21 protein-coding genes and 1 other RNA gene are annotated in these 22,001 nt (G+C 65.1%); 8 read left to right on the top strand and 14 right to left on the bottom strand.

The annotated features are described in order from the left end of the window. Positions 1-63 precede the first annotated feature (63 nt). Both NX773_RS01665 and lgt read left to right on the top strand, forming a co-directional pair. A complete protein-coding gene (locus tag NX773_RS01665; protein ID WP_258854668.1) occupies positions 64-951 on the top strand; it encodes a LysR family transcriptional regulator in 888 nt (295 codons plus the stop codon). 2 nt (positions 952-953) lie between these two features. Then, positions 954-1,763 (top strand): prolipoprotein diacylglyceryl transferase, encoded by an 810-nt coding sequence (gene lgt / locus NX773_RS01660; protein ID WP_258854667.1) that lies wholly within the window; start codon positions 954-956, stop codon positions 1,761-1,763. A 1-nt stretch (position 1,764) separates the two neighbouring features. Here lgt and NX773_RS01655 read toward each other — a convergent pair whose 3' ends face one another. The 7 genes from NX773_RS01655 to NX773_RS01625 all read right to left on the bottom strand — a co-directional run bounded on the left by NX773_RS01655 (position 1,765) and on the right by NX773_RS01625 (position 5,096). After that, entirely contained in the window at positions 1,765-2,571 is an 807-nt protein-coding gene (locus tag NX773_RS01655; protein ID WP_258854666.1) for a sulfite exporter TauE/SafE family protein, read from the bottom strand. After that, a complete protein-coding gene (locus NX773_RS01650) occupies positions 2,571-3,038 on the bottom strand; it encodes an EVE domain-containing protein (RefSeq protein ID WP_258854665.1) in 468 nt (155 codons plus the stop codon). Before NX773_RS01650 ends, NX773_RS01655 begins: the two co-directional genes overlap by 1 nt. A gap of 82 nt (positions 3,039-3,120) precedes the next feature. After that, positions 3,121-3,299, bottom strand: a non-coding RNA gene (ssrS, locus tag NX773_RS01645) — 6S RNA. A gap of 45 nt (positions 3,300-3,344) precedes the next feature. After that, positions 3,345-3,656: a cell division protein ZapA gene (locus NX773_RS01640; RefSeq protein ID WP_258821327.1), complete on the bottom strand. Its 312-nt coding sequence runs from the start codon at positions 3,654-3,656 to the stop codon at positions 3,345-3,347. Next, positions 3,653-3,886: a hypothetical protein gene (locus NX773_RS01635; protein WP_258854664.1), complete on the bottom strand. Its 234-nt coding sequence runs from the start codon at positions 3,884-3,886 to the stop codon at positions 3,653-3,655. The genes NX773_RS01640 and NX773_RS01635 overlap by 4 nt, the downstream gene beginning before the upstream one ends. Before the next feature lie 306 nt (positions 3,887-4,192). Next, on the bottom strand, positions 4,193-4,387 hold the full coding sequence (locus tag NX773_RS01630) for a hypothetical protein (RefSeq protein ID WP_258854663.1): 195 nt from the start codon (positions 4,385-4,387) through the stop codon (positions 4,193-4,195). Further along, positions 4,380-5,096 (bottom strand): phosphoribosyltransferase, encoded by a 717-nt coding sequence (locus NX773_RS01625; protein ID WP_258854662.1) that lies wholly within the window; start codon positions 5,094-5,096, stop codon positions 4,380-4,382. The genes NX773_RS01630 and NX773_RS01625 overlap by 8 nt, the downstream gene beginning before the upstream one ends. Positions 5,097-5,324: 228 nt before the next feature. Between NX773_RS01625 and groES the strand changes: the two genes are divergently transcribed. Together groES and groL are read left to right on the top strand one after the other, a co-directional pair. Next, positions 5,325-5,615: a co-chaperone GroES gene (gene groES / locus NX773_RS01620; RefSeq protein ID WP_258821330.1), complete on the top strand. Its 291-nt coding sequence runs from the start codon at positions 5,325-5,327 to the stop codon at positions 5,613-5,615. 42 nt (positions 5,616-5,657) lie between these two features. Further along, positions 5,658-7,301: a chaperonin GroEL gene (gene groL / locus NX773_RS01615; RefSeq protein ID WP_258821331.1), complete on the top strand. Its 1,644-nt coding sequence runs from the start codon at positions 5,658-5,660 to the stop codon at positions 7,299-7,301. 113 nt (positions 7,302-7,414) lie between these two features. Here the strand turns inward: groL and NX773_RS01610 are convergent, their stop codons facing one another. Genes NX773_RS01610 through sdhC form a run of 3 tightly spaced genes read right to left on the bottom strand, consistent with a single transcriptional unit; the run spans position 7,415 to position 8,834 of the window. Continuing rightward, a complete protein-coding gene (locus NX773_RS01610) occupies positions 7,415-8,110 on the bottom strand; it encodes a succinate dehydrogenase iron-sulfur subunit (RefSeq protein ID WP_258854661.1) in 696 nt (231 codons plus the stop codon). Next, positions 8,107-8,457: a succinate dehydrogenase, hydrophobic membrane anchor protein gene (gene sdhD, locus NX773_RS01605; RefSeq protein ID WP_258854660.1), complete on the bottom strand. Its 351-nt coding sequence runs from the start codon at positions 8,455-8,457 to the stop codon at positions 8,107-8,109. Before sdhD ends, NX773_RS01610 begins: the two co-directional genes overlap by 4 nt. Next, positions 8,454-8,834, bottom strand: coding sequence for a succinate dehydrogenase, cytochrome b556 subunit (sdhC, locus tag NX773_RS01600; RefSeq protein WP_258854659.1), 381 nt, complete (start codon positions 8,832-8,834; stop codon positions 8,454-8,456). Before sdhC ends, sdhD begins: the two co-directional genes overlap by 4 nt. A 200-nt stretch (positions 8,835-9,034) precedes the next feature. Between sdhC and NX773_RS01595 the strand changes: the two genes are divergently transcribed. From NX773_RS01595 to NX773_RS01585, 3 genes are all read left to right on the top strand, one after another. Beyond that, positions 9,035-9,415 (top strand): DUF488 domain-containing protein, encoded by a 381-nt coding sequence (locus NX773_RS01595; protein WP_258854658.1) that lies wholly within the window; start codon positions 9,035-9,037, stop codon positions 9,413-9,415. A gap of 28 nt (positions 9,416-9,443) precedes the next feature. Further along, a complete protein-coding gene (locus NX773_RS01590) occupies positions 9,444-11,162 on the top strand; it encodes a molybdopterin-dependent oxidoreductase (RefSeq protein WP_258854657.1) in 1,719 nt (572 codons plus the stop codon). Positions 11,163-11,251: 89 nt separating this feature from the next. Further along, the gene (locus NX773_RS01585) at positions 11,252-11,707 is read left to right on the top strand and encodes a hypothetical protein (protein ID WP_258854656.1); all 456 of its coding nucleotides are present in this window, start codon (positions 11,252-11,254) and stop codon (positions 11,705-11,707) included. Between the two features lie 139 nt (positions 11,708-11,846). Here NX773_RS01585 and NX773_RS01580 read toward each other — a convergent pair whose 3' ends face one another. Continuing rightward, the gene (locus NX773_RS01580; RefSeq protein ID WP_258854655.1) at positions 11,847-13,694 is read right to left on the bottom strand and encodes a glucokinase; all 1,848 of its coding nucleotides are present in this window, start codon (positions 13,692-13,694) and stop codon (positions 11,847-11,849) included. Continuing rightward, positions 13,694-15,310, bottom strand: a complete 1,617-nt coding sequence (locus tag NX773_RS01575; protein ID WP_258854654.1) for an alpha-glucosidase — start codon at positions 15,308-15,310, stop codon at positions 13,694-13,696. Before NX773_RS01575 ends, NX773_RS01580 begins: the two co-directional genes overlap by 1 nt. Positions 15,311-15,483: 173 nt before the next feature. Here NX773_RS01575 and NX773_RS01570 point away from each other — a divergent pair, with 173 nt between their 5' ends. Continuing rightward, positions 15,484-18,252 carry an alpha-1,6-glucosidase domain-containing protein gene (locus NX773_RS01570; RefSeq protein ID WP_258854653.1) on the top strand — a complete coding sequence of 923 codons (2,769 nt, stop codon included), beginning with the start codon at positions 15,484-15,486 and terminating at the stop codon, positions 18,250-18,252. Between the two features lie 139 nt (positions 18,253-18,391). On the opposite strand, the gene NX773_RS01565 is transcribed toward NX773_RS01570, so the two are convergent. Both NX773_RS01565 and NX773_RS01560 read right to left on the bottom strand, forming a co-directional pair. Then, positions 18,392-20,251 carry a glucokinase gene (locus NX773_RS01565; RefSeq protein WP_258854652.1) on the bottom strand — a complete coding sequence of 620 codons (1,860 nt, stop codon included), beginning with the start codon at positions 20,249-20,251 and terminating at the stop codon, positions 18,392-18,394. A 91-nt stretch (positions 20,252-20,342) separates the two neighbouring features. Beyond that, positions 20,343-21,992 carry an alpha-amylase family glycosyl hydrolase gene (locus NX773_RS01560; protein WP_258854651.1) on the bottom strand — a complete coding sequence of 550 codons (1,650 nt, stop codon included), beginning with the start codon at positions 21,990-21,992 and terminating at the stop codon, positions 20,343-20,345. Between the last annotated feature and the right edge of the window lie 9 nt (positions 21,993-22,001).

Below are 22,001 nucleotides of genomic sequence, written 5' to 3'. Positions count from 1 at the left end.
CTGGCCTGCAAGCTCAGCATGGGTCCCGCCTTCGCGGGGACGACGTAGTGGAGTTAACCGTCGATGAACATCGAACTGCGACAACTGCGCTATTTCGCCACCGTTGCCGAGGAACTGCACTTTGGCCGCGCCGCCGAGCGCCTGCACATGACGCAGCCGCCGCTGTCTCAGGCGATCGCCGCGCTGGAAGACCAGCTCGGCACGCCGCTGTTCCTGCGCAACCGCCGCCAGGTCGCGCTGACCCCGGCCGGCGCCGCCCTGCTGCCGGAGGCGCGCCGCATGCTGGCCCAGGCCGCCGAGCTGCCCGAACTGGTGCGCCGCGCCGCCGCCGGCGAAACCGGGCGCCTGTCGCTGGCCTTCGTCACCTCGGCCGACTACAGCGTGCTGCCACCCTTCCTGCTGCGCTACCGCCAGGCCTACCCGCTCGTCCAGATCACCCTGCAGGAAGCCACCTCCGACGTGCAGGTGGACGACCTGCTGCACCAGCGGCTCGACGCCGGCCTGTTGATCCCGCCCCTGCCCGACAAGGCCCTGGCCGAGCTCGACTACCTGAAGGTGCTCGAGGAACCCTTGATCCTGTGCATCCCGGCCGGCTTGCTGCAAGCAGACGGCCCGGTGCGCCTGCAGGACGTGCCGCGCCTGCCGCTGGTGATCTTTCCGCGCCCGATCTCGCCCGCCCTGCACGACGCGATCCTGTCGTGCTTCCGCGCGGCCGGCATCACGCCCGACATTGGCCAGGAAGCAATACAGATGCAGACCATCGTCAGCCTCGTTTCGGCTGGCATGGGATTGGCGCTTGTGCCACAATCCGTTTCCAACCTGATGCGCCCCGGCGTGGAGTACCGTGCGCTCGCGGACCCGACGCCGCTGGTCGAGACCGGCCTGTCCTGGCGCCGCGACAATCCCTCGCCCGTGCTGCGCGGTTTTATCGAACTCTTGAGGAAGAACTGAACATGCTGGTCCACCCGCAGCCCAACCCGATCGCGTTTTCGATCGGCCCCGTCCAGATCCACTGGTATGGCCTGATGTACGTGGTCGCCTTCGCCCTGTTCCTGATCCTGGGCCGGGTACGCATCAAGCAGCCCCACATCGCCGCCCAGGGCTGGACCGCAGAAGACCTGGACGACATGCTGTTCTACGGCATGCTCGGCGTGGTGCTGGGCGGCCGGCTGGGCGAGGTGCTGTTCTACGAGCCGGCTTACTATTTTTCGCACCCGCTCGAGATCTTCCAGGTCTGGCACGGCGGCATGTCGTACCACGGCGGCTTTTTGGGCGTGCTGATCGCCATGGCGCTGTGGGCCCGCAAGCGCCAGCGCAACCTGCTGGACGTGTATGACTTCATCGCGCCGATGGTGCCGATCGGCTATGCCTTCGGCCGTCTGGGCAATTTCATCAACGCCGAGCTGCCGGGGCGCCTGGCCGATCCGAGCCTGCCGTGGGCCATGCTGTGGCCGGGCGTCGAAGGGCCGCGCCATCCGTCGCCGCTGTACCAGATGCTGGTCGATGGCCTGCTGGTGTTCGTCATCATGTGGGTGTTTGCCCGCAAGCCGCGCCCGCGACTGGCGGTCGGCGCCCTCTACACCCTGCTCTACGGCTGCGCGCGCTTCGTCACCGAATACTTCCGCGTGCCCGACTGGGAAACCACGGTGGCCGGCATGCCGATCACGTCCGGCCAGGTGCTGTCGCTGCCGATGATCGTGGCCGGCATCGCCATGCTCGTGTGGGCCTACACCCGCGACAACAAGCGCACCGTGCCGGCCTGATTCAGGCGTGCGCCGCTTTCCAGAACATGTAGATGGAAAGCGCGTACAGGATGCAGGCAAAGATGCGCTGCAGGCGCCGGACCGCGGTCCGGTGCGCCAGGCGCGCGCCCAGCGGCGCCATGGTCACGCTGGCCAGCGCAATGAGCGCCAGCGCCGGCACGTAGATGAAGCCGAGCGAATACGGCGGCAGGCCCGGCTCGCCCCAGCCAAAGTAAATGTTTGAAATCGTCCCCGCCAGCGCGATCGGAAAACCGAGCGCGGCGCTGGTGGCCACCGCGTTGTGGATGCGGACGTTACACCAGGTCATGAACGGCACGGAAATAAAGCCGCCGCCGGCGCCGACCAATCCCGACACCACGCCGATCAGCCCGCCCATGGCCAGCATGCCTGGCGTTTTGGGCAGGTCGCGGTGGGCGGCCGGCTTTTTGTTTACGAGCATTTGTGTGGCCGAAAACGCGACGAACAGGCCAAACACCACCGACAGCAGTTGCGTGTCCATTTGCTTGCCGATCCACGGCCCGATCCACGAACCGATGAGGATGCCCGGCGCCAGCTTGCGCGCCACCGGCCACAGCACGGCGCCGTGCAGGTGGTGCGCGCGCACCGACGACATCGAGGTGAACAGGATCGCGGACAGCGAGGTGGCAATGGCCATGTGCACGATCAGGTGCGGCGCGAAATGCCTGGCGCTGAAAATCATGGTAATGAACGGCACCAGGATCATGCCACCGCCAATACCGAGCAATCCCGCGGCGAAACCCCCGAACGTGCCCATGGCCAGCAGGGCGAGCATCAAACTCCAGTCCATCACTGCTCCTGCCGGATCAGGCGCAGCACCGCATTCCACTCGCCTGGCGTGACTGGCGAAATCGACAGGCGGCTGCCTTTGCGCAGCAGGACCATGTCGTCCAGTTCGGGCACGCCGCGCATTTCGGTCAGCGGCAGGTAACGGCCTTTTTCAACGGCGCGCACGTCCACTGAAATCCAGCGCGGCTGTTCGCGCGTGGCTTTCGCATCGAAGTATTTGCTGGAGGGGTCGAATTGCGATGCATCCGGATAGGGCCCGCTTGCGACTTCGGCGATGCCGGCCACGCCCGGCGCGGCGCAACTGGAGTGGTAGAAAAGAACGCCGTCGCCTGGCTGCATCTGGTCGCGCATGAAGTTGCGCGCCTGGTAGTTGCGCACGCCGAACCACGCCGTGGTGCGATCTGGCGCGGCCAGCACATCGTCGAAACTGACTTCATCCGGTTCGGATTTCATCAACCAATAACGCATCCGCTTTTACTCCGTGAAAGCGCGCAAACCGTGCGCGCATAAAAAAGCGGCTGCGCCGTAAAACGCAACCGCTCTTTGGAATTTGTGCCCCGCCTGTGCCGTATTTTGCCGGCATCCCGAACCTGAGGTTCAGGTGGTCGCAGTCAGTTCAATTTCGGGTTCGTCGGACGAGCGACGCTCACGCCCATCGAACGTATTCCACAACCGTTGCACACGAATGGTTCAAGGAATATATGGCAATCTCGAACACCGCAGGGTAGTGCAAAGTTTACTCCGTTGCAGCGGCATGTCAAACGAATTTGGCCGTCAGAACAAATTTTCCTGGGGCGTGAGCGCGTTGTCCAACACGTGATGCATCGCCTCCAATTTCTGCTTGACTTCCAGAATCGACATGTCCGACAGCGGGCCTTGCGGCGAGCGCACGGACAGGAATTCCGCGGCCACACTGAGCGCGGCCATGACCGCAATCCGGTCGTTGCCTTTGACCTTGCCCGAGTCGCGCAGCGCGCACATCTTGGCGTCGAGATAGTGCACCGCTTCACGCAGCGTGGTCTCCTCGCCTTCCTTGCAGGCCAGGCGATAGGGCTGGCCCATGATGGTGACATCGAGCTGGATCATTCGGTGGCCTCGGCTTCGTCGGTCTCGTTGTCTTCTTCGGGCGCCGGCAGCTGCGCCAGCAGCGCCTCGACGCGGCGCTGGGCTTCGCTCAGGCGCTGCATGAAGGCGACGTTTTCGTCGCTGAGCAGTTTGTTGGACTCGCGCAGTTGCGCATTCTCGTGACGCAGGGACTGAGTCAACTCGGCAAGCCGGTTGATTTTGTCGGATAGGTCTTGGAATTCGGAAATCATTCGTAACTATAGGACTGGAAAAGAAATTCCGTCAATATTTTGCGGCGGGCTGGGGCGCGCAATGCAGGCGTGGGGCGAATAGTACACCACGCGGGGCTCGGGGCGATGGCGGGCGCGTGCATTTGAGGCCGCAAGGATGCCGTGCGGCTGCGCGCATGGCCTATGGGTCCCGGCCTACGTCGGGACGACGTGCATCCGTTAGTCGTTACCAGTAGCGCCGTCGTCCCGGCGAAGGCCGGGACCCATGCTGACTGACCGCAAGCCACGCCAGCGCGCTGGTCACAGCCGCCTACCCCGGACCGCGCCTCAGCGGTCCTCAGCCTGCCGCACGGGCGGCGGCATTGCCGTGCGCAGCACGAAGATGGCGCGGGCACGCTCGGCCACGATCCGGCGCCCCGCCCGCAACCGTTCGATCTCGGCCGCCGACAACAGCCGCACCTGCGCCGTCCGGTCCAGCCGCAACTGCACCACGAAGGCGCCGATGCCGGGCTCGTCACGCACGCCAAGCCGCCTCGATCCGCGCCCGCACGTGGTCGCTGTCGCGGTGGGCGGCGACGAATCCGGCCTCGACGGCGGTGAAGCAGTCGAAGCGATAGCCGAAGTTTTCTTCCCACCAGTTTTCAAGTGAGCCATGTTTATCCCGCAGTTCGCGCAGCAGTGCGGCCCCCGGCCGCAGCACCGCGCTCGACGCATTGCCGGTCAGCACCGTCGCTCCCAACACCCGTCCGCCCTGGCGCATGATGTGACCGCGCAGGTTGGCCAGCGTTCCCCCTTGCCGGATGAAGTCGTCCACCAGCACATACGCCCTGCCCGGCTCGACCGTGCCGTCGAACACGGCCTGGCGCGCCAGGTGCAGGAAAGCCGGATCATCCACGTGCTCGACGATGTTGGCCTGCACGATCTCAGTATCGACCTGCCAGCCGAGCAATTGCTGCAGCCCCTGCGCCAGCACATCCGGCAGCACGTTCAGTCCGTCGCGCTTTTGCGCGTGCACGCCGGCCAGCACCGGCGCTTCGCTCCCGGCCAGCTGGGCCAGCCGGTCCACCACCTGGCCACAACAGGTGTCGGCGACCAGCAGCGCGGCCGCATCGACGTCTCCGGATCGTGCGGCGGTAAACCAGGGATGGGTGGTAACCTCCGACTTTTGTGCGTGGACCAGAACCGGTGGGAAGCCTTCTTCCCAGGGAAAACGCGCTGGTTTCGGGTGCATGGCGGCTCCTTGGCGAACCCACCCTTTGTCGCCTCCGGCGGCCGGTTGAGGTTTGATGCCGATCAAACAGGCAAAACAAACAAGCAACAGCAGTTCTTGAAATGCTGAATTATCGTCCCTATAATTAGCACTCGTTAGCGGTGAGTGCTAACAACACTTTCCGGATCGCAGCTGTTGTCCCGATGCTGCGCCTTGCAAGTCAAACCATTGAATCTAAAGGAGTTTTGCATGAACCTTCGCCCTCTGCACGATCGCGTTATCGTGAAGCGTCTCGACCAGGAAACCAAAACTGCGTCCGGCCTGATCATCCCCGATGCAGCGGCAGAAAAACCGGACCAGGGCGAAATCCTCGCCGTGGGTAACGGCAAAGTGCAAGAAAACGGTCAGGTTCGTCCGCTGGAAGTGAAAGTCGGTGACCGCGTCCTGTTCGGCAAATACTCGGGCCAGACCGTCAAGGTCAAGGGCGAGGAACTGCTGGTGATGCGCGAAGAAGACATCATGGCCGTCCTGGTCGACTAATCCTTCCCAGTTCAAAAAACTTCCAAAATACGGAGAAATACAATGGCAGCTAAAGAAGTCGTGTTTGGCGATCTCGCCCGCACCAAGATGGTTGAAGGCGTCAACATCCTGGCCAACGCCGTCAAAGTCACCCTGGGCCCGAAAGGCCGCAATGTGGTGCTCGAGCGCTCGTTCGGCGCCCCGACCGTCACCAAGGACGGCGTGTCGGTCGCCAAGGAAATCGAGCTGAAAGACAAGCTGATGAACATGGGCGCGCAAATGGTCAAGGAAGTCGCTTCCAAGACCAGCGACAACGCCGGTGACGGTACCACCACCGCAACCGTGCTGGCCCAGGCCATCGTGCGCGAAGGCATGAAGTTCGTTGCCGCCGGCATGAACCCGATGGACCTCAAGCGCGGCATCGACAAGGCCGTCGCCGCCACCGTCGAAGAGCTGAAGAAGATCGCCAAGCCGTGCACCACCTCGAAGGAAATCGCCCAGGTCGGTACCATCTCGGCCAACTCGGACAGCTCGGTGGGCGAGCGCATCGCCGAGGCGATGGAAAAAGTCGGCAAGGAAGGCGTCATCACCGTTGAAGACGGCAAGTCGCTGAACGACGAGCTGGAAATCGTCGAGGGCATGCAGTTCGACCGCGGCTACCTGTCGCCGTACTTCATCAACAACCCGGACAAGCAAGTCGCCATCCACGAGAACCCGTTCATCCTGCTGTGCGACAAGAAGATCTCGAACATCCGCGACCTGCTGCCGGTGCTGGAGCAAGTGGCCAAGTCGGGCCGTCCGCTGGTGATCGTCGCTGAAGACATCGAAGGCGAAGCGCTGGCCACCCTGGTGGTCAACAACATCCGCGGCATCCTGAAGACCGTGGCAGTCAAGGCTCCGGGCTTCGGCGACCGCCGCAAGGCCATGCTGGAAGACATCGCCATCCTGACCGGCGGCCAGGTGATTTCGGAAGAAGTCGGCCTGACCCTGGAAAAGGTCGCGCTGCAGGACCTGGGCCAGGCCAAGCGCATCGAAGTGGGCAAGGAAAACACCATCATCATCGACGGCGCCGGCGCCGCTGAAGCGATCGAGGCACGCGTCAAGCAGATCCGCGTGCAGATCGAAGAAGCAACCTCGGACTACGACCGCGAGAAGCTGCAAGAGCGCGTGGCCAAGCTGGCCGGCGGCGTGGCAGTGATCAAGGTTGGCGCTGCCACCGAAGTCGAGATGAAAGAGAAGAAAGCCCGCGTGGAAGACGCACTGCACGCCACTCGCGCTGCCGTGGAAGAAGGCATCGTGCCGGGCGGCGGCGTGGCCCTGCTGCGTGCCCGCGCCAACCTGCAGGTCAAAGGCGACAACCACGACCAGGACGCCGGCATCAAGATCGTGCTGCGCGCCATGGAAGAGCCGCTGCGCATGATCGTCCAGAACGCCGGCGACGAGCCGTCGGTCGTCGTGTCGGCTGTGCTGGCTGGCAAGGGCAACTACGGCTACAACGCCGCCAACGGCACCTACGGCGACATGGTCGAGATGGGCGTGCTGGACCCGGCCAAGGTCACCCGCTCGGCTCTGCAGAACGCAGCGTCGATCGCCGGCCTGATGCTGACCACCGATTGCATGGTTTCGGAGATCGCTGAAGAGAAACCGGCCGGCGGCATGGGCGGCATGGGTGGCATGGGCGGCATGGGCATGGACGGCATGATGTAATTGCCCCAGGCCTGCGGGACGCCGGACGAACCGGCGCCTCGCTGCCACATCAAAAGCCTGCAGGGTGAACGCCTTGCAGGCTTTTTTCTTTTCTTCATCCTCGCCGCACGATGTCAGGAAGCGCGCTCAACCAGCAGAAGCCGGATCTTTTCGATCGCGCGCGATGGCGCCAGCCCTTTGGGGCAGACCTCGGTGCAGTTCATGATGGTCCGGCAGCGGAACAGCCGGTAAACGTCGTTCAGGTCGTCCAGCCGTTCGTCGGTCGCCTGGTCGCGGCTGTCGGCGATGAAGCGGTATGCCTGCAACAGCCCGGCCGGCCCGACGAATTTGTCCGGGTTCCACCAGAACGAAGGGCACTGGCTGGAGCAGCACGCGCACAGGATGCATTCGTACAGCCCGTCGAGCTCGTCCCTTTGGCGGGGCGACTGCAGCCTTTCCTTTTCCGGCGGCGGATCCTGGTTGATCAGGTACGGCCTGATCGAATGGTACTGTGCGAAGAACTGGGTCATGTCCACGACCAGGTCGCGAATGACCGGGAAGCTGGGCAGTGGACGCAGGACGACCGGTTCCTTGAGCGTCTTGACCGGCGTGATGCAGGCCAGCCCGTTGCGGCCATTGATGTTGATCGCGTCCGAACCGCACACGCCTTCACGGCAGGAGCGGCGGATGGTCAACGAATCGTCCTGCATCTTGATACGCAAGATCGCATCCAGCAGCATGTGATCGCCTTCCGCAAGCGCGACGTCGACGTCCTGCATGTACGGCTTGCAGTCGCGTTCGGGGTCATACCGATAGATGGAGAACTTCATCGAGGCCCCCCGGGCCAGCCCCGGAACAGGACCTGTACAACCCACAGCCCGAGCCCAACGAGCGCGAGACACAACGCTGCCAGCAGGATGAACCGCAGCCGCAGCGCGCGTACGTAGTCGATCAGCACGTCGCGCAGGCCAACCCAGGCGTGCAACAGCAAGGACAGGAAAAATAATGTCGCCCCGAAACGGACCAGTGGCAAGCCAACCCAGTCCCGCCATTCGTCATACGACCCCGGTGGAGACAGTGCCATGTGCAGCAGGACGAAGAGCAGGAAAAAGAGCATCCATACCGCAGTGAAGCGCTGGACCAGCCATGCGCGCAGCCCGGAGAACGCCTTTTTCAAAACAGGGCTCCCGCACCGAGCAGCATGATGGCCACTCCCGCGCAGTTGACGGCCCAGGCACTGCGGCGTGCAGCCTGCAGTTGCGAGCCAATATCCACGTCGCTGAAAAGGTGGCGCACACCGGCGAGCACATGGTGCGCCAGCGCCCAGATGGTCACGGTCGCCAAGGCCTTTATTGGCCAGCGGCTGAACATGCCAGCAGCCAGCGTATAACCCTGCGGGCTTTGCAAGGACAACTGAAGGACGTAAATGTAGAACGGGAGACAGAGCGCGAGGACGATGCCGGAAACCCGGTGTGCAATCGACGTGAGCGCGCCCACCGGCATCTGCACTTGCAGCACATTGAAGAAGCGGGGCCGCAGACGCTCGTGCTCCATCACCGAATTCCCTGATCTGCCTTGCACACACGTCCCACACTACTGCAGGCCGCACCATACCCATTGAGTCGAATCAAACGGGCCTGGGGTACACCGCTGACCACGCGGACGCGCGGCCGGCGCAGATGGTGGCAGAATCAAGGAATCATCGAACCAGGTCGGCGGCCAACGGTGGCGCGGCCACAAGCAAGGAGCAGGACTTGAACCAACAAATCAAGGCTGACCACATCAAGCTCAAACGCGCGTACGAACCTGCCAGTCCCGCGGATGGCACGCGCATCCTGGTCGATCGCCTGTGGCCACGCGGCGTCGCCAGGACGGATGCCGCACTCGACCTGTGGGAAAAGGAGCTTGCTCCAAGTACCGAACTGCGGCAATGGTTCAATCATGATCCTGCCCGTTGGGAGGAATTCCAGGCGCGCTATGCCGACGAACTGCGCCAGCATGCCGATGCGCTAGGGCGGGTGCGTGCGCTTGCGCGCAAGGGAACGGTAACGCTGGTGTACGGCGCCCGCGATGAGCTTCACAACGACGCCGTTGCGCTGCGCGCGCTGCTGCTGGGCAGCCTGCCCTCACCCTGACCGGGTCTGATTACCTGCTGCGGCAGCAATGGACAGCCGGCACGATCCGCTCCAGGCCAGCCTGACCAATGCGCCTGACAACCTGCGCCTGGACCAATGGCTGCCACCACAGCATGGCATCGTCCCGCGTCTTCGCATCGGTCAGCGCTGGATCAGCAGCTTGTGGGCATTGCCGCTGATTATCGTGGCGCTGTGCGTTGCCATTGTGGCCGCGCAGCAGTTGCGCGCGCTCCCGGCCGTGGCCGCGTTCATCGCCAACTATCCCGGCCTGACGCCTTTGTCGAGCGCCGTGCACACGGGGTTTCCGTGGTGGCTGCGGCTCCAGCATTTCCTTAACCTGCTCTTCATGGTCTTCATCATCCGGTCCGGGATACAGATCCTGGCCGACCACCCGCGCCTGTACTGGTCGCGCGGTTCGGTGCCCGGGCTGGAATGGTTCCGGTTCCAGCGCGAGGTGCCGCGGGACCGCGTCTGGACTTCCAAGGACGACGCGGTGACCATCCCGTCATGGCTTGGTCTTCCAGGCGTGCGCCACTCGGTGGGACTGGCGCGTTGGTGGCATCTGTCGGTGAATCTTCTCTGGCTGGTCAACGGCCTTGTGTCCTACGTGCTGCTGTTCTCGACGGACCAATGGCACAGGCTCGTGCCGACAAGCTGGTCGGTGTTTCCCAACGCACTGTCGACAGCGCTGCAGTACCTGTCCTTGCAATTTCCGGTGGAGCAAGCATGGACGCGCTACAACGGCCTGCAGCAGCTGACCTACTTCGTCACCGTGTTCGTTGCAGCACCCATGGCCGCGATCACCGGCCTGATGCAAAGTCCGGCCATTGCAAACCGGTTCGGCGCCTTATCGCGACGCTTGAGCCGGCAGGCCGCCCGGAGCGTGCATTTCCTTGTGCTGTGCTGGTTCCTGCTGTTCATCTTCATCCATGTAACGCTGGTGTTCGTCACGGGCATGCGCCGCAACCTGAATTTCATGTTCGCTGGCGTCAACGACGATTCGTGGCGCGGATTGGCCTGGTTTGCTGTCGCCATGGCGCTGCTTGCCATAGCCTGGGTTGGGGCATCGCCATTCACGATCAAGCATGCGCGCCTGGTCCAGAAGTCCGGGCGACACCTGATTGGCAAGCTCAAGGGCCTGGCCGAGCGCTGGGAGCCGCGCGTGCAATATGCCGACAGCGACATCTCGCCGTACTTCTGGCTGAACGGTACCCTGCCCAACTCGGCTGCCTACGATGCACTGCGGCGCGAAGACTTTGCCGATTACCGCCTGCGCATCGGCGGACTGGTTGCCCGGCCCTGCACGCTATCGCTTGCCCAGATCAAGGCGCTGGACAAGCAGGTGCAGGTCTCGGAGCACTTCTGCATCCAGGGCTGGTCGGGGGTGGCCAAATGGGGCGGCGTGCCGGTACGCCGCCTGCTTGAACTGGTCGCCCCGCTGCCATCGGCGCATTACGTGGTCTTCTATTCCTTCGCGGACGGCGCAGCGGGTGGACGCTATTACGACGTCCACTCAATCGACAATATGCGCCATGCGTTATCGCTGCTCGCATATGAAATGAATGACGCGCCGCTGACCTTCATGCACGGCGCCCCGCTGCGCCTGCGATGCGAGAATGAGCTGGGGTTCAAGATGGTCAAGTGGATCGAGGCGATCGAGCTGGTCGACGATTTCAGGCAGCTTGGGGCCGGACAGGGCGGCTATAACGAAGATCACGAGTTCTACGGCTACCGCATGCCGATTTGAAGTCCCGGTATACATGGCTGCCCAGCTCGTCGTTGCCCGAGGCTGGCACATGGTTTAGTATGGCCGCAGCCAAACAAGGAACCATGCCCATGCCCGCCTTTTCCCGGCTGTTTGCCATCCCCGCCGCCGTCGCGCTGACTTGCGCGCTTGCCTCCTGCAAGCGCGAGCAGCCGGCGCCGCCCAAACCGGTCGCGCCCGCGGCTGCCCCGGCCGCGCAGGCGCCGACCAAGGAACAGGCCATGACATCGCTGATGGAAGTGCCGGAGATCGCAGCCTGGGCAGCGCAGATCGAAAAAAGTTCCCGCGGCAAGGTGCATGGCGCGATCATCGAGGACAATCCGCAGCCGCGCATCATCAACGGCAAGCCCTACTGGCAACTGAGCTTCGTCGAAAACCGGCCCGACACGGTCCACCGGCGCGCCAGCTTCCTGGTCGCACAAGCGGGCGGCGAAGTGCTGGTCGAGGATCCTCTTTCCGACAAGCTGTTGACGCTGACCGAATGGCGACGCACCGTTCGCAAGGTCCTCGCCAACACGTCCGAATGAGGCGCCCGGCGCACGATTGAGCGGTCACAAAGGCGGCGCGGCAGAGCACCGTATCGTTGCAGGCAGCCGCTGGCCGTTTCCCGCCACCGTTTTCCGTTTGCCGGTGGCGGCCACTCCTCCCTCCGGCCGGCGGCGCCGCTCAGCTGTCCAGGTGCGAAATCAGCAGCCGCCGCTCCATCACGGCCTGGTCGTTGGACTGCTGTGCATCGAGCGAAATGCCCACGGACATAATGTCGATCAGCAGCAGCTGCAGAATGCGCGAAATCATCGACAGAAAAGTGTGGCTGTCTTCGGCATGCTCCACTGCCAGGCACACGCTCGCCTTGCGCGCAAGCGGCGACTGGCTGCTGCCAATCGCGATCACGTCCGCGCCGGCATGCCGTGCCGCGTCCACCGCCGCCAGCAGCTCGGGCGCGGTGCCCGAATTGGAAATCGCGATCACCACGTCCCCCGGCTGCAGCAACTCGGCCGCGAGCGTGAGCAGGTGGGCGTCACCGTACACCGTGGTCGGAATGCGAAAGCGGAAGAACTTGTGCTGGCCGTCGAGCGCAACCACGCGCGAATTGCCCATCGCGTAAAACTCGACGCGACGCGCACGGCTCACCAGCTCGATCGCGCGGTCCACCGAGCGCACATCCAGCTGGTCGCGGAACTTCAAAATCGCGGAAACCGTATTGTCGATCACCTTGGCCGACAGGTCGTGCGTGCTGTCCGAGCCGCGCACCTGGCAGTGGCGCACGGGAATGGCGCCGGTCAGGCTGCTGGCAAACTTGAGCTTGAAGTCGGCAAGTCCCGAAAAGCCGAGCGAGCGGGAAAAGCGGATCACGGTCGGCTGGCTCACTTCGGCAAGCCGCGCAATGTCGGCGATCGGCTCGTTCAGGACCAGGCGCGGCTGCTCCAGCACCAGCGCTGCCACGCGCTGTTCGGCAGGCGTGAGGCCCGGGCGCATTTGCCGGATGCGCTCGATCAGCGAATTGGCGCCGGCGCGCCCGCGCAGGTGCTCGGCCAGGATCGCGGCCACGCCATGAAACGCCGGGTACGGCGTGGTGATAACGTAGGTCGGAATATCCGACAGGTAGCTGGAAAACCGGCCCTTGGCCTCGAAGCGCGCCCGAAATGGCGAGGTCGCGAACCATGCGCCCATGCGCGGCACGATGCCACCGCCGATGAAGACGCCGCCGAAAGCGCCCAGCGTCACCGCCAGGTTCGCCGCCGCGCCGCCCAGCATCGCGCAGAAGCATTCGAGCACTTCCAGGCACAACGCATCGCGCTCTTCGAGCGCGCCGGCGAGGATCTCGGCCGCGCTGCGCGCCGGCGCAGCCACGCCATTGCGCTCGGCCAGCGCGCGGTGGATCAGTTCCAGGCCCGGGCCGGACAGCAGCCGCTCGTTCGACACGTGCGGCCACTCGCGCCAGGCGTACTGCAAGATCGCGAATTCGCGCTCGTCGGCGGGGGCAAAGTTGACGTGGCCGCCCTCGCTGCCCAGGGTAACGAAGCCGTCCTCGGTCGGGATCACGCCCGACACGCCCAGGCCCGTGCCCGGACCGAGCACGCCGATCACGGCCCTGGGCACCGGCGCGCCGCCGCCCACCTGCATCAGGTCTGCGCCAGACAGGCCGGGAATGGCCATCGCCAGCGCGGTAAAGTCGTTCACCACCAGCAGCGTCGATAGCCCGAGCTCGCGCCGCACGTCGTCGGTCGAGAACTCCCACGCGCGGTTGGTCATGCGCACCTTGTCGCCGCTGACCGGATTGGCCACGGCCAGCGCGGCATGCTGCAGCTGCAGGCCGGCGTGACCGGCCAGGTAGAAGCGCAGCAGCGGCACGATGCCGGCATAGTCGTCGCACTTGAGCAAGGCGACGTGGCTGAACACGCCCGGCGCCATCTGCAAGGCCAGGCGCGCGTGGGTGGCGCCGATGTCAGCGACCAGCCGCGGCCCTTCGGCAAAAGCCGGCTGCGCTGCGGCGCCGGCGTCGACAGTCGTCATCAGCGCGCCTTGCCGAACCAGGCGCCGTAGGGCGGCAGGGTCACGCGGCCGCCGCTGGCCGCACCCGGCAGGCCATGGCCCGGCAGCTCGCTGGCGCTGGCCGACTCGGGCCAGTCGAAGGTGACTTCCTTGTCGCCCAGGTTAAACGCGGCCAGCACCGCCGGTTCGCCATCGAGCATGCGGCGCAGCGCCAGCACGGGCTCGGGCGCATCGAAGAAGGCGATGTCGCCACGCGTGAGCTGCGGCTGCTGGCGGCGCCACGCGATGAAGCGGCGCGCGAAATTGAGGGCAGAGCCGCCGTCCTGCTCCTGCACCGAGACCGCGCGTTCCAGGTGCGGCTGCGCGACCGGCAGCCACGGCGTGCCGGTCGTGAAGCCGGCGTTCGGCGCCTCGCTCGTCCACGGCATCGGCGTGCGGCAGCCGTCGCGGCCCTTGAACTCGGGCCAGAACGTGATGCCGTACGGGTCCTGCAGCAGTTCGTAGGGCACGTCCGCTTCCTCCAGCGCCAGCTCGTCGCCCTGGTACAGGCAGGGCGTCCCCTTGAGCGAGAGCTGCATCGCCAGCACCAGCTTGGCCAGCGCAGGCGTCGGCTGCCCGCCGCCCCAGCGGGTCATCACGCGGATGCTGTCGTGGTTACCGACCGACCACGAGGCCCAGCCGCCCTTCACGCGCGCTTCGAAGTCCTCGACCTGTTTGCGGATGTAGGCCGCCGAGCACTGCGGCGTGAGCAGGTTGAAGCTGTAGGCCATGTGCAGCTTGTCGCCGTCCGAGGTGTAGTCCGCCATCACGGCGAGCGAATCGTCGGCGCCCACTTCGCCGATCGAGACCGCGCCGAACTCGTCGAGCAGCACGCGGATCTTGCGCAGGAATTCGATGTTCTCGGGCCGGGTCTTGTCGTACAGGTGACTTTGCATGCCGTAGGGGTTCACGTCGGTGACGGTGGCAGTGTCACGCTTGGTGGCCGGCGGATTGCTGCGCAGCTGGCGGTCGTGGAAGTGGAAGTTGCAGGCGTCCATGCGCACGCCGTCCACCCCGCGCGCAAGCCAGAAGCGCATGCTGTCCAGCTGCGCCTGCTGCACCTCTGGGTTGTGGAAGTTCAGGTCCGGTTGGCTGGTCAGGAAGTTGTGCAGGTAGTACTGGCGGCGCCGGCTGTCCCACTGCCACGACGAGCCGCCGAACACGGACAGCCAGTTGTTGGGCGGGTTCCCGTCCGGGAGCGGATCGGCCCACACGTACCAGTCGGCCTTGGGGTTGTCGCGGCTCTTGCGGCTTTCAACGAACCACGGGTGCGCTTCGGCCGTGTGCGACAGCACCTGGTCGATCATGATCTTCAGGCCCAGGCTGTGCGCCCTGGCGACCAGCTTGTCGAAGTCGTCCAGTGTGCCGAACAGCGGGTCCACGTCGCAGTAGTCCGAGATGTCGTAGCCGAAGTCCTTCATCGGCGACTTGAAGAACGGGGACAGCCAGACGATGTCCACACCCAGGCTGGCGATGTAGTCGAGCTTGTTGGTGATACCGGGCAGGTCGCCAACGCCGTCGCCATTGGTATCGAGATAGCTGCGCGGATAGACCTGGTAGATGATGGCCTCGCGCCACCACGGGGAAGTGTTCTGCATTGGCTTGTCCGGTTGACACTGAATTGTAGATAATATACAGCAGAGAATTCCTTTTTACAAATCCGGCCTGCAATGTGCGCAAGTCTAATTACTGCATTATTTTCAAATACTTGCGATCATTTAACCTTACAATTGACGACATTTTCAGTAGTCAAACTACAGTAATCCACCACATGCGCCTTTACCGCCCACCCGTCCTGCTCGCCCTTGCCGCCGCGGCATGCGCCGCCCGCGCCGAGATTCCCATCGACGCTTGCGACAGCCCTTCGTTCCAGATCGTCCAGCACGCGTCCTCGCAAAAGCTCGACGCGCGCGCGGTGTGGCTTGACCGGCGGCTGGCCAAATGGCCCGGAGCGGATCCGGCCGCAAGCTTCAAGCTGTACTACTCGCCCACTGCGGCAATTGTGGCGACGGTGGGGTCCAAAGTGCTTGGCGCGGCGGGCGCGCTGACGCTGGATGTGTTCACGGGAGCGGTTCCGCCAGCGCCGGCCACGCGCTTCAAATACGTGCAGCCCGGCCCCGTGCTCGCGGTGCGTGCCGTGGACCTGGCGCGCCTGCCCGAACTGCACCGGGGCCAGATGGTGCTGGTCCAGGAGGCGCCGGACGGGACGGTACGCGCGGCCACCGACTTGCAGGCCGCGGGAGCGCTGGATGACCTGTATGCGGCGGCCGGCACACTCGACAACCTGGGTGTCGCGCCCGGCCGCAAACAAGCCCGTTTTTCGTTATGGGCGCCGACGGCGCAGCAGGCCGCAGTCTGCCTCTACGACACGGGCAGCTCGCGCGCCCGCGGCGTCTTCCCGATGGCGTTCGACGGCCGCACCGGCGCATGGAACGCCGCGCTGGCCGGGGACCAGCGCGGCAAATACTACAAGTACGCGCTGGACGTTGCCGTCAACGGCGCAGGGATCGTGCGCAACCTCGTCACCGATCCGTACTCGGTCAGCCTGACGACCGATTCAAAGCGCAGCTACATTGCGGACCTCGCCGCGCCATCGCTCAAGCCGAAGGACTGGGACAAGACGCCGGCGCCAGGCACCGTCAAGGCGCAAACGGACATGGTCGTCTATGAACTGCATGTGCGCGACTTCTCGATCAACGACGCAAGCGTGAGCCCGGCGCACCGCGGCAAGTACGCCGCGTTCACCGAGACGGAATCGAACGGCCTTCGCCACCTCGCCGCGCTGGCGAAGGCCGGGCTGACCGATATCCACCTGCTGCCTGTGTACGACATCGGCAGCGTGCCCGAACAGGGCTGCGTGGTTCCCGCTCCGGCGGGCGCGCCGGACGGCAGCGCACAGCAGGCGCTGGTGAAAAAGACGGCGGAGACCGATTGCTTCAACTGGGGTTACGACCCCTACCACTACAACGCGCCGGAAGGCAGCTACGCGACCGATCCGGCAGACGGCGCGCGCCGCATCATCGAGTTGCGCGAGATGGTGCAAAGCCTGCACCGCGCCGGCCTGCGCGTGGGCATGGACGTGGTGTTCAACCACACCTTCAGCGCCGGCCAGAACGAGAAATCCGTCCTCGACCGCATCGTGCCCGGCTACTACCATCGCCTCGACGCCAACGGCGCGGTCGAACGCTCGACCTGCTGTGACAACACGGCCACCGAGAACCTCATGATGGGCAAGCTGATGATCGACTCGGTGGCGCTGTGGGCCACACAGTACAAGATCGATTCGTTCCGCTTCGACCTGATGGGCCACCAGCCGCGCGCGGTGATGGAGCAACTGCAGAAGCGCGTCGCCAATGCTGCGCGGCGCAAGGTGCAGCTGATCGGCGAAGGCTGGAATTTCGGCGAAGTGGCCGAGGGCGCGCGCTTCGTGCAGGCCTCGCAGCTGTCATTGAACGGCACCGGCATCGGCACCTTCAACGACCGCGAGCGCGATGCGGTACGCGGCGGCTCGGCGGGCGACTCGGGAATCGACATGATCAAGCACCAGGGCTACATCAACGGCTTGACCTACGACCCGAACACCAGCGGGGCCGAGCGGCCGCTGGCGGAGCTGATGCGCACGGCCGACCTGGTGCGCGCGGGCCTTGCCGGCTCCATCCGCAGCTACCCGCTGGTCACGCTCGACGACCGCAGCGTCCCTTTGGCAGCGATCGACTACAACGGCCAGCCTGCGGGCTACGCCAGCGAACCCGGCGAGACCGTGAACTACGTCGAGAACCATGACAACCAGACGCTCTTCGACATCAACGTGCTCAAGCTGCCCGTGGCAACCAGCAGCGCGGACCGCGCGCGGGTGCAGGTGCTGGGTATGGCAGTCAATGCGTTCAGCCAGGGTGTGGCTTACTTCCATGCCGGGATCGACATCCTGCGCTCGAAGTCGCTCGACCGGAACAGCTTCAACTCGGGCGACTGGTTCAACCGCATCGACTGGAGCTACCAGGACAACTACTTCGGCACCGGCCTGCCGCCGGCAGACGACAACGGCAAGGACTGGCCTTTGCTCAAGCCGCTGCTGGCCAATGCGGCGATCAAGCCGACGCCTGACGACATCGCGTTCACGCGTGACGCCTTCCGCGACCTGCTGCGCATTCGCGCCAGCTCGACGCTGTTCAGGATGCGCAGCGCGCAGGACATCAAACAGCGGCTGCGCTTCTTCAACACGGGATCGCGGCAGGAACCGACGGTGGTCGGCGCGCACATCGACGGCAAGGGCTATCCTGGCGCCGGTTTCGAAGGAATCAGCTACTTCGTCAACGTGGACAAGGTGGCGCACGTGATCGTGGACCGAGAGGCGCAGGGCAAGCGCATGCGGCTGCATCCGGTGCACCGCGCCCCGGGCGCGGCGGACAAGCGGGCAGCAAGCGCGGGGTATGACAGCTTTACCGGAACGTTCAGCATTCCGCCAAGGACGGCGGTGGTATTCGTTGAAGGTGAGACCTCCGACATGGGGGCGTCAAAGAGAAAGAGAAACCGCCACTAACGTCGTCCCGGCGCAAGCCGGGACCCATGCTGAGCATCCAGAGCTGCGGCACGGGCATCACCAGCGCGTTTAACCCGTCGTCCCCGCGCGGGCGGGGACGACGTGCGAGAGGTGGTGGTACTGCGAACCGCAGCAGCGCTCAGATATCGAGATGCGAGATGAGCATGCGTCGCCGATCCGAATCCGGCTCCACCGCCGCCTCGCCATGAGCGCCGAGCGACAGGCCGACCGCCATGATATCGATGAGCAGCAGCTGCAGGATCCGTGAGATCATCGACAGGAAGGTCGTACTGTCCTCGCTGTGATCGACCGCCAGGCACACCGTCGCCTTCTTGGCCAGCGCCGACTTGCTGCTGGTGATGGCGATGACATCCGCCCCCGCGGCGCGGGCCTTGTCCACGGCCGCCAGCAGCTCCGGCAGCTGGCCCGATGTCGAAATCGCGATCACCACGTCGCCTGGACCAAGCAGTTCTGCCGCCAGCGTGAACAGGTGCGAGTCGCCGTAGGACGAGGTCGGAATGCGGAACCGGAAGAACTTGTGCTGGCCGTCCAGCGCAACCACGCGCGCGTTCCCCATCGCATAGAACTCGACCCGCCTGGCCTTGCGCAGGATGTCGATGGCGCGGTCGATCGAGTTGACGTCCATCTGATCGCGGAACTTGAGGATGGCCGAGACCGTGTTGTCGATCACCTTGGCCGACAGGTCGTGCGTGCTGTCGCTCATGCGCACCTGGCTGTGGCGCACCGGGATGGTGCCCGTCAGGCTGCCCGCGAACTTGAGCTTGAAGTCGGCCAGGCCCGAGAAACCGAGCGAGCGGCAAAAGCGGATCACGGTCGGCTGGCTCACGTCGGCCAGCCGCGCGATTTCGGCGATCGGCTCGGACAGCACCTTGCGCGGGTGCTCCAGCACCAGCGTGGCGACGCGCTGCTCGGCCGGCGAGAGTTCGTGCTGCAGGTGCTGCACGCGCTCCATCAGGGTGTTGGCGCCGCTGCGCCCGCGCAGGTGCTCGGACAGGATCGTGGCCACCCCGAACAGCGCAGGGTTGGGCGTCATGATCACGTAGGTCGGGATCTGGGCGATGTAATCGGTGAAGCGCCCCTTGGCTTCGAAGCGGGCGCGGAACGGCGACGCGGCGAACCACTCTGCAATGCGTGGCACGATGCCGCCGCCGATGAAGATGCCGCCAAACGCGCCCAGCGTGACCGCCAGGTTGGCAGCGGCCCCGCCCAGCATGCCGGCAAAGCATTCGAGCACTTCCAGGCACAGCTTGTCGTTCTGCTCCAACGCGGCGCTCACGATCTCGGCCGCGGTGCGCGGCGGCGCCTGCACGCCATTGCGCTGGGCGAGCGCGCGGTGGATCAGTTCCAGGCCGGGCCCGGAGATCAGGCGCTCGTTCGATACGTGCGGCCACTCGCGCCAGGCGTACTGCAGGATCGCGAATTCACGCTCGTCGGCCGGGGCAAAGTTGACGTGGCCGCCCTCGCTGCCGAGCGTGACGAAGCCATCGACGGTCGGGATCACGCCCGAGACACCCAGGCCCGTTCCCGGTCCCAGCACGCCGGCCACGGCGTGCTGCTGCGCCTGGCCGCCGCCGATTTGCATCAGGTCCTGGGGCTTCAGGCCCGGCAGCGCCATTGCCAGCGCGGTGAAGTCGTTGACGATCAGGAGCGTCTGCAGGCCCAGCTCGCGCCGCACCTCGTCCGTCGAGAACTGCCAGTCGCGGTTGGTCATGCGGATCATGTCGCCGCTGATCGGGTTCGCCAGCGCAAAAGCGGCGTGCGCGATCCGCGTGCCGGGATGGTGCGCGAGGTAGGCGTGCAGCAGCGGAACGATGCCGGTGTAGTCGTCGCAGCGCAGCACTTCGACCGCGCGCAGCAGGCCGGGCGCGGTCTCGAGCGCAAAGCGCGCATGCGTGGCGCCGATATCGGCCACCAGGCGCGGACCGTCGGGGTATGCGCTGCGGGTCGTTTTTTGTTCGTTGTCGTGTTCGGTGCTCATTGCGTCCCTGTGGGTCGGGACGCTCGTCCCGGAACGCGCGTAGGATACCACTGAACGACAGGCCCCAGAACAGGGCCCGGCACACCCTCTTTCAGTCCTGAGCGACCAGCGCCAGCGGGCCGGCAGAAGCGAACTGCACCTTGCCGCCCGCGACCACGGCCGTCTGGCCCGTGTACCACTCGCGCACGGTCTGCCCGTCCACGAACACGCCGGACACCGTGATCGGCACCGGATGGTCGCGCGGCAGGTCGAGCGCCACCACGACGCGGTCAACGATGCCGCCGTTGTCGTAGGTGCGCTTGAAGGTGTATGGGCTGGCCTGGATCATCTGGTGCACGCCCGCCCCGACGGCAATGTGCGCGTGACGAAAGCGCCCCAGCCGCGCCCAGTGGTCGCGCACGTCGCCGACACGGTAGCCGGCGCGCTGCGCATTGGCGGCCAGTTCGCCCCAGTTCATGAACGAGCGCAGGTTGGCGTCGCCTTCAGCTCCGTCCACCTTGAGCAGCCGCGCCGTCTCGTCGCCGTAGTAGATCTGGGCGGCGCCGGGCGACAGCAGCAGCTTGTTGGCGGTCTCGAACGGGCGCTCGCGCAGCGCGTCGAATGGGGTGGCGTCGTCGTGCGAGCTGACGTAGTTGAGCACCGAGCGCCCCTTGAGCGGGCCGTTCAGCGCGGCCGAATAGCTGGAAAACAGCTGCTCGTAGCTTTGGCGGGCGTCCGACTTCATGCTGAAGTTGATCATGCTGTCGAAACCGTTGTCGTAATAATCGACGGTTTCGCCGCCCTCGCTGAACAGGCGCCCGCTGGCGATCGAATAGTTATACACCTCGGCGGTCATAAAGAACGGCAGGTCGCCGACGCGTTTGGACGGATTGGCGCGCTTCCACTCTTCGTAGGCCAGGCTGGCCTGCTTCTTCAGATCGTTCCAGATGCCGGGCTCGGTGTGTTTGACGGTGTCGGCCCGAAAGCCGTCAAAGCCGTACTTGCGCACCCAGTCCGCGTGCCACTTGACCAGGTAGTAGCGCGGTGCGCGCGGGTAGCCGGTGCGCGTGAAGAACCGGTCAAGCTCGCGCACTTCGCGCTCGTAGCGTCCCTCCTTCTTCCACTTGGCCGCGAGCGGCGGCGGCAGCGGCACGCTGGCGTTGCTGTCGGTGCGGATGTCCGGCAGGTTGGCCACCAGCGTGCAGTCGCGCATGGTCTTCACGTCCTTGTATGTGCACTTGGGCGTGGTGCGCACCCAGCCTGCCGGCCACAGCGGGTCCTGGTCGGTGACTGGGCCGGTGTGGTTCATCACCACATCGAGCAGCACGCGGATGCCCTTCGCATGCGCCGCATCGACCAGCTTGCGTACATCTTCTTCCGTGCCGAGGTTGGCATCGACGGCGGTGAAGTCGCGCGCCCAGTAGCCATGAAAGCCGTAGCTCTTGCCCGTGCCCTCGTCGGTGCCGGCGTGTATCTGCTCGACCGGCGGCGTGATCCAGATCGCATCCACGCCCAGGTCGTTGAAGTAGCCCTCGTTGATTTTCGCCGTGATCCCTGCCAGGTCGCCGCCCATGTAGCCGCGCAGCGTGGCCGCGTCATCGCGCCGTCCGTACGCGTGGTCGTTGGACGGGTCGCCGTTGTTAAAGCGGTCCGTCATCACCAGATACACGGTCGCGTTCTCCCAGGCGAACGGCCTGGCCGGGGCGGCGGATGCAAAGCCACAGGCCAAAGCAAGCGAAACGGCGAGAGCGGTTGATTTCATTCAGGGTCC

The sequence above is a fragment of the Massilia solisilvae genome, from assembly GCF_024753215.1.
Classification (GTDB): domain Bacteria; phylum Pseudomonadota; class Gammaproteobacteria; order Burkholderiales; family Burkholderiaceae_D; genus Telluria; species Telluria solisilvae.
The sequence above is the reverse complement of the archived record's forward strand: the minus strand, read 5'-3'. Positions and strand labels throughout refer to the sequence as shown.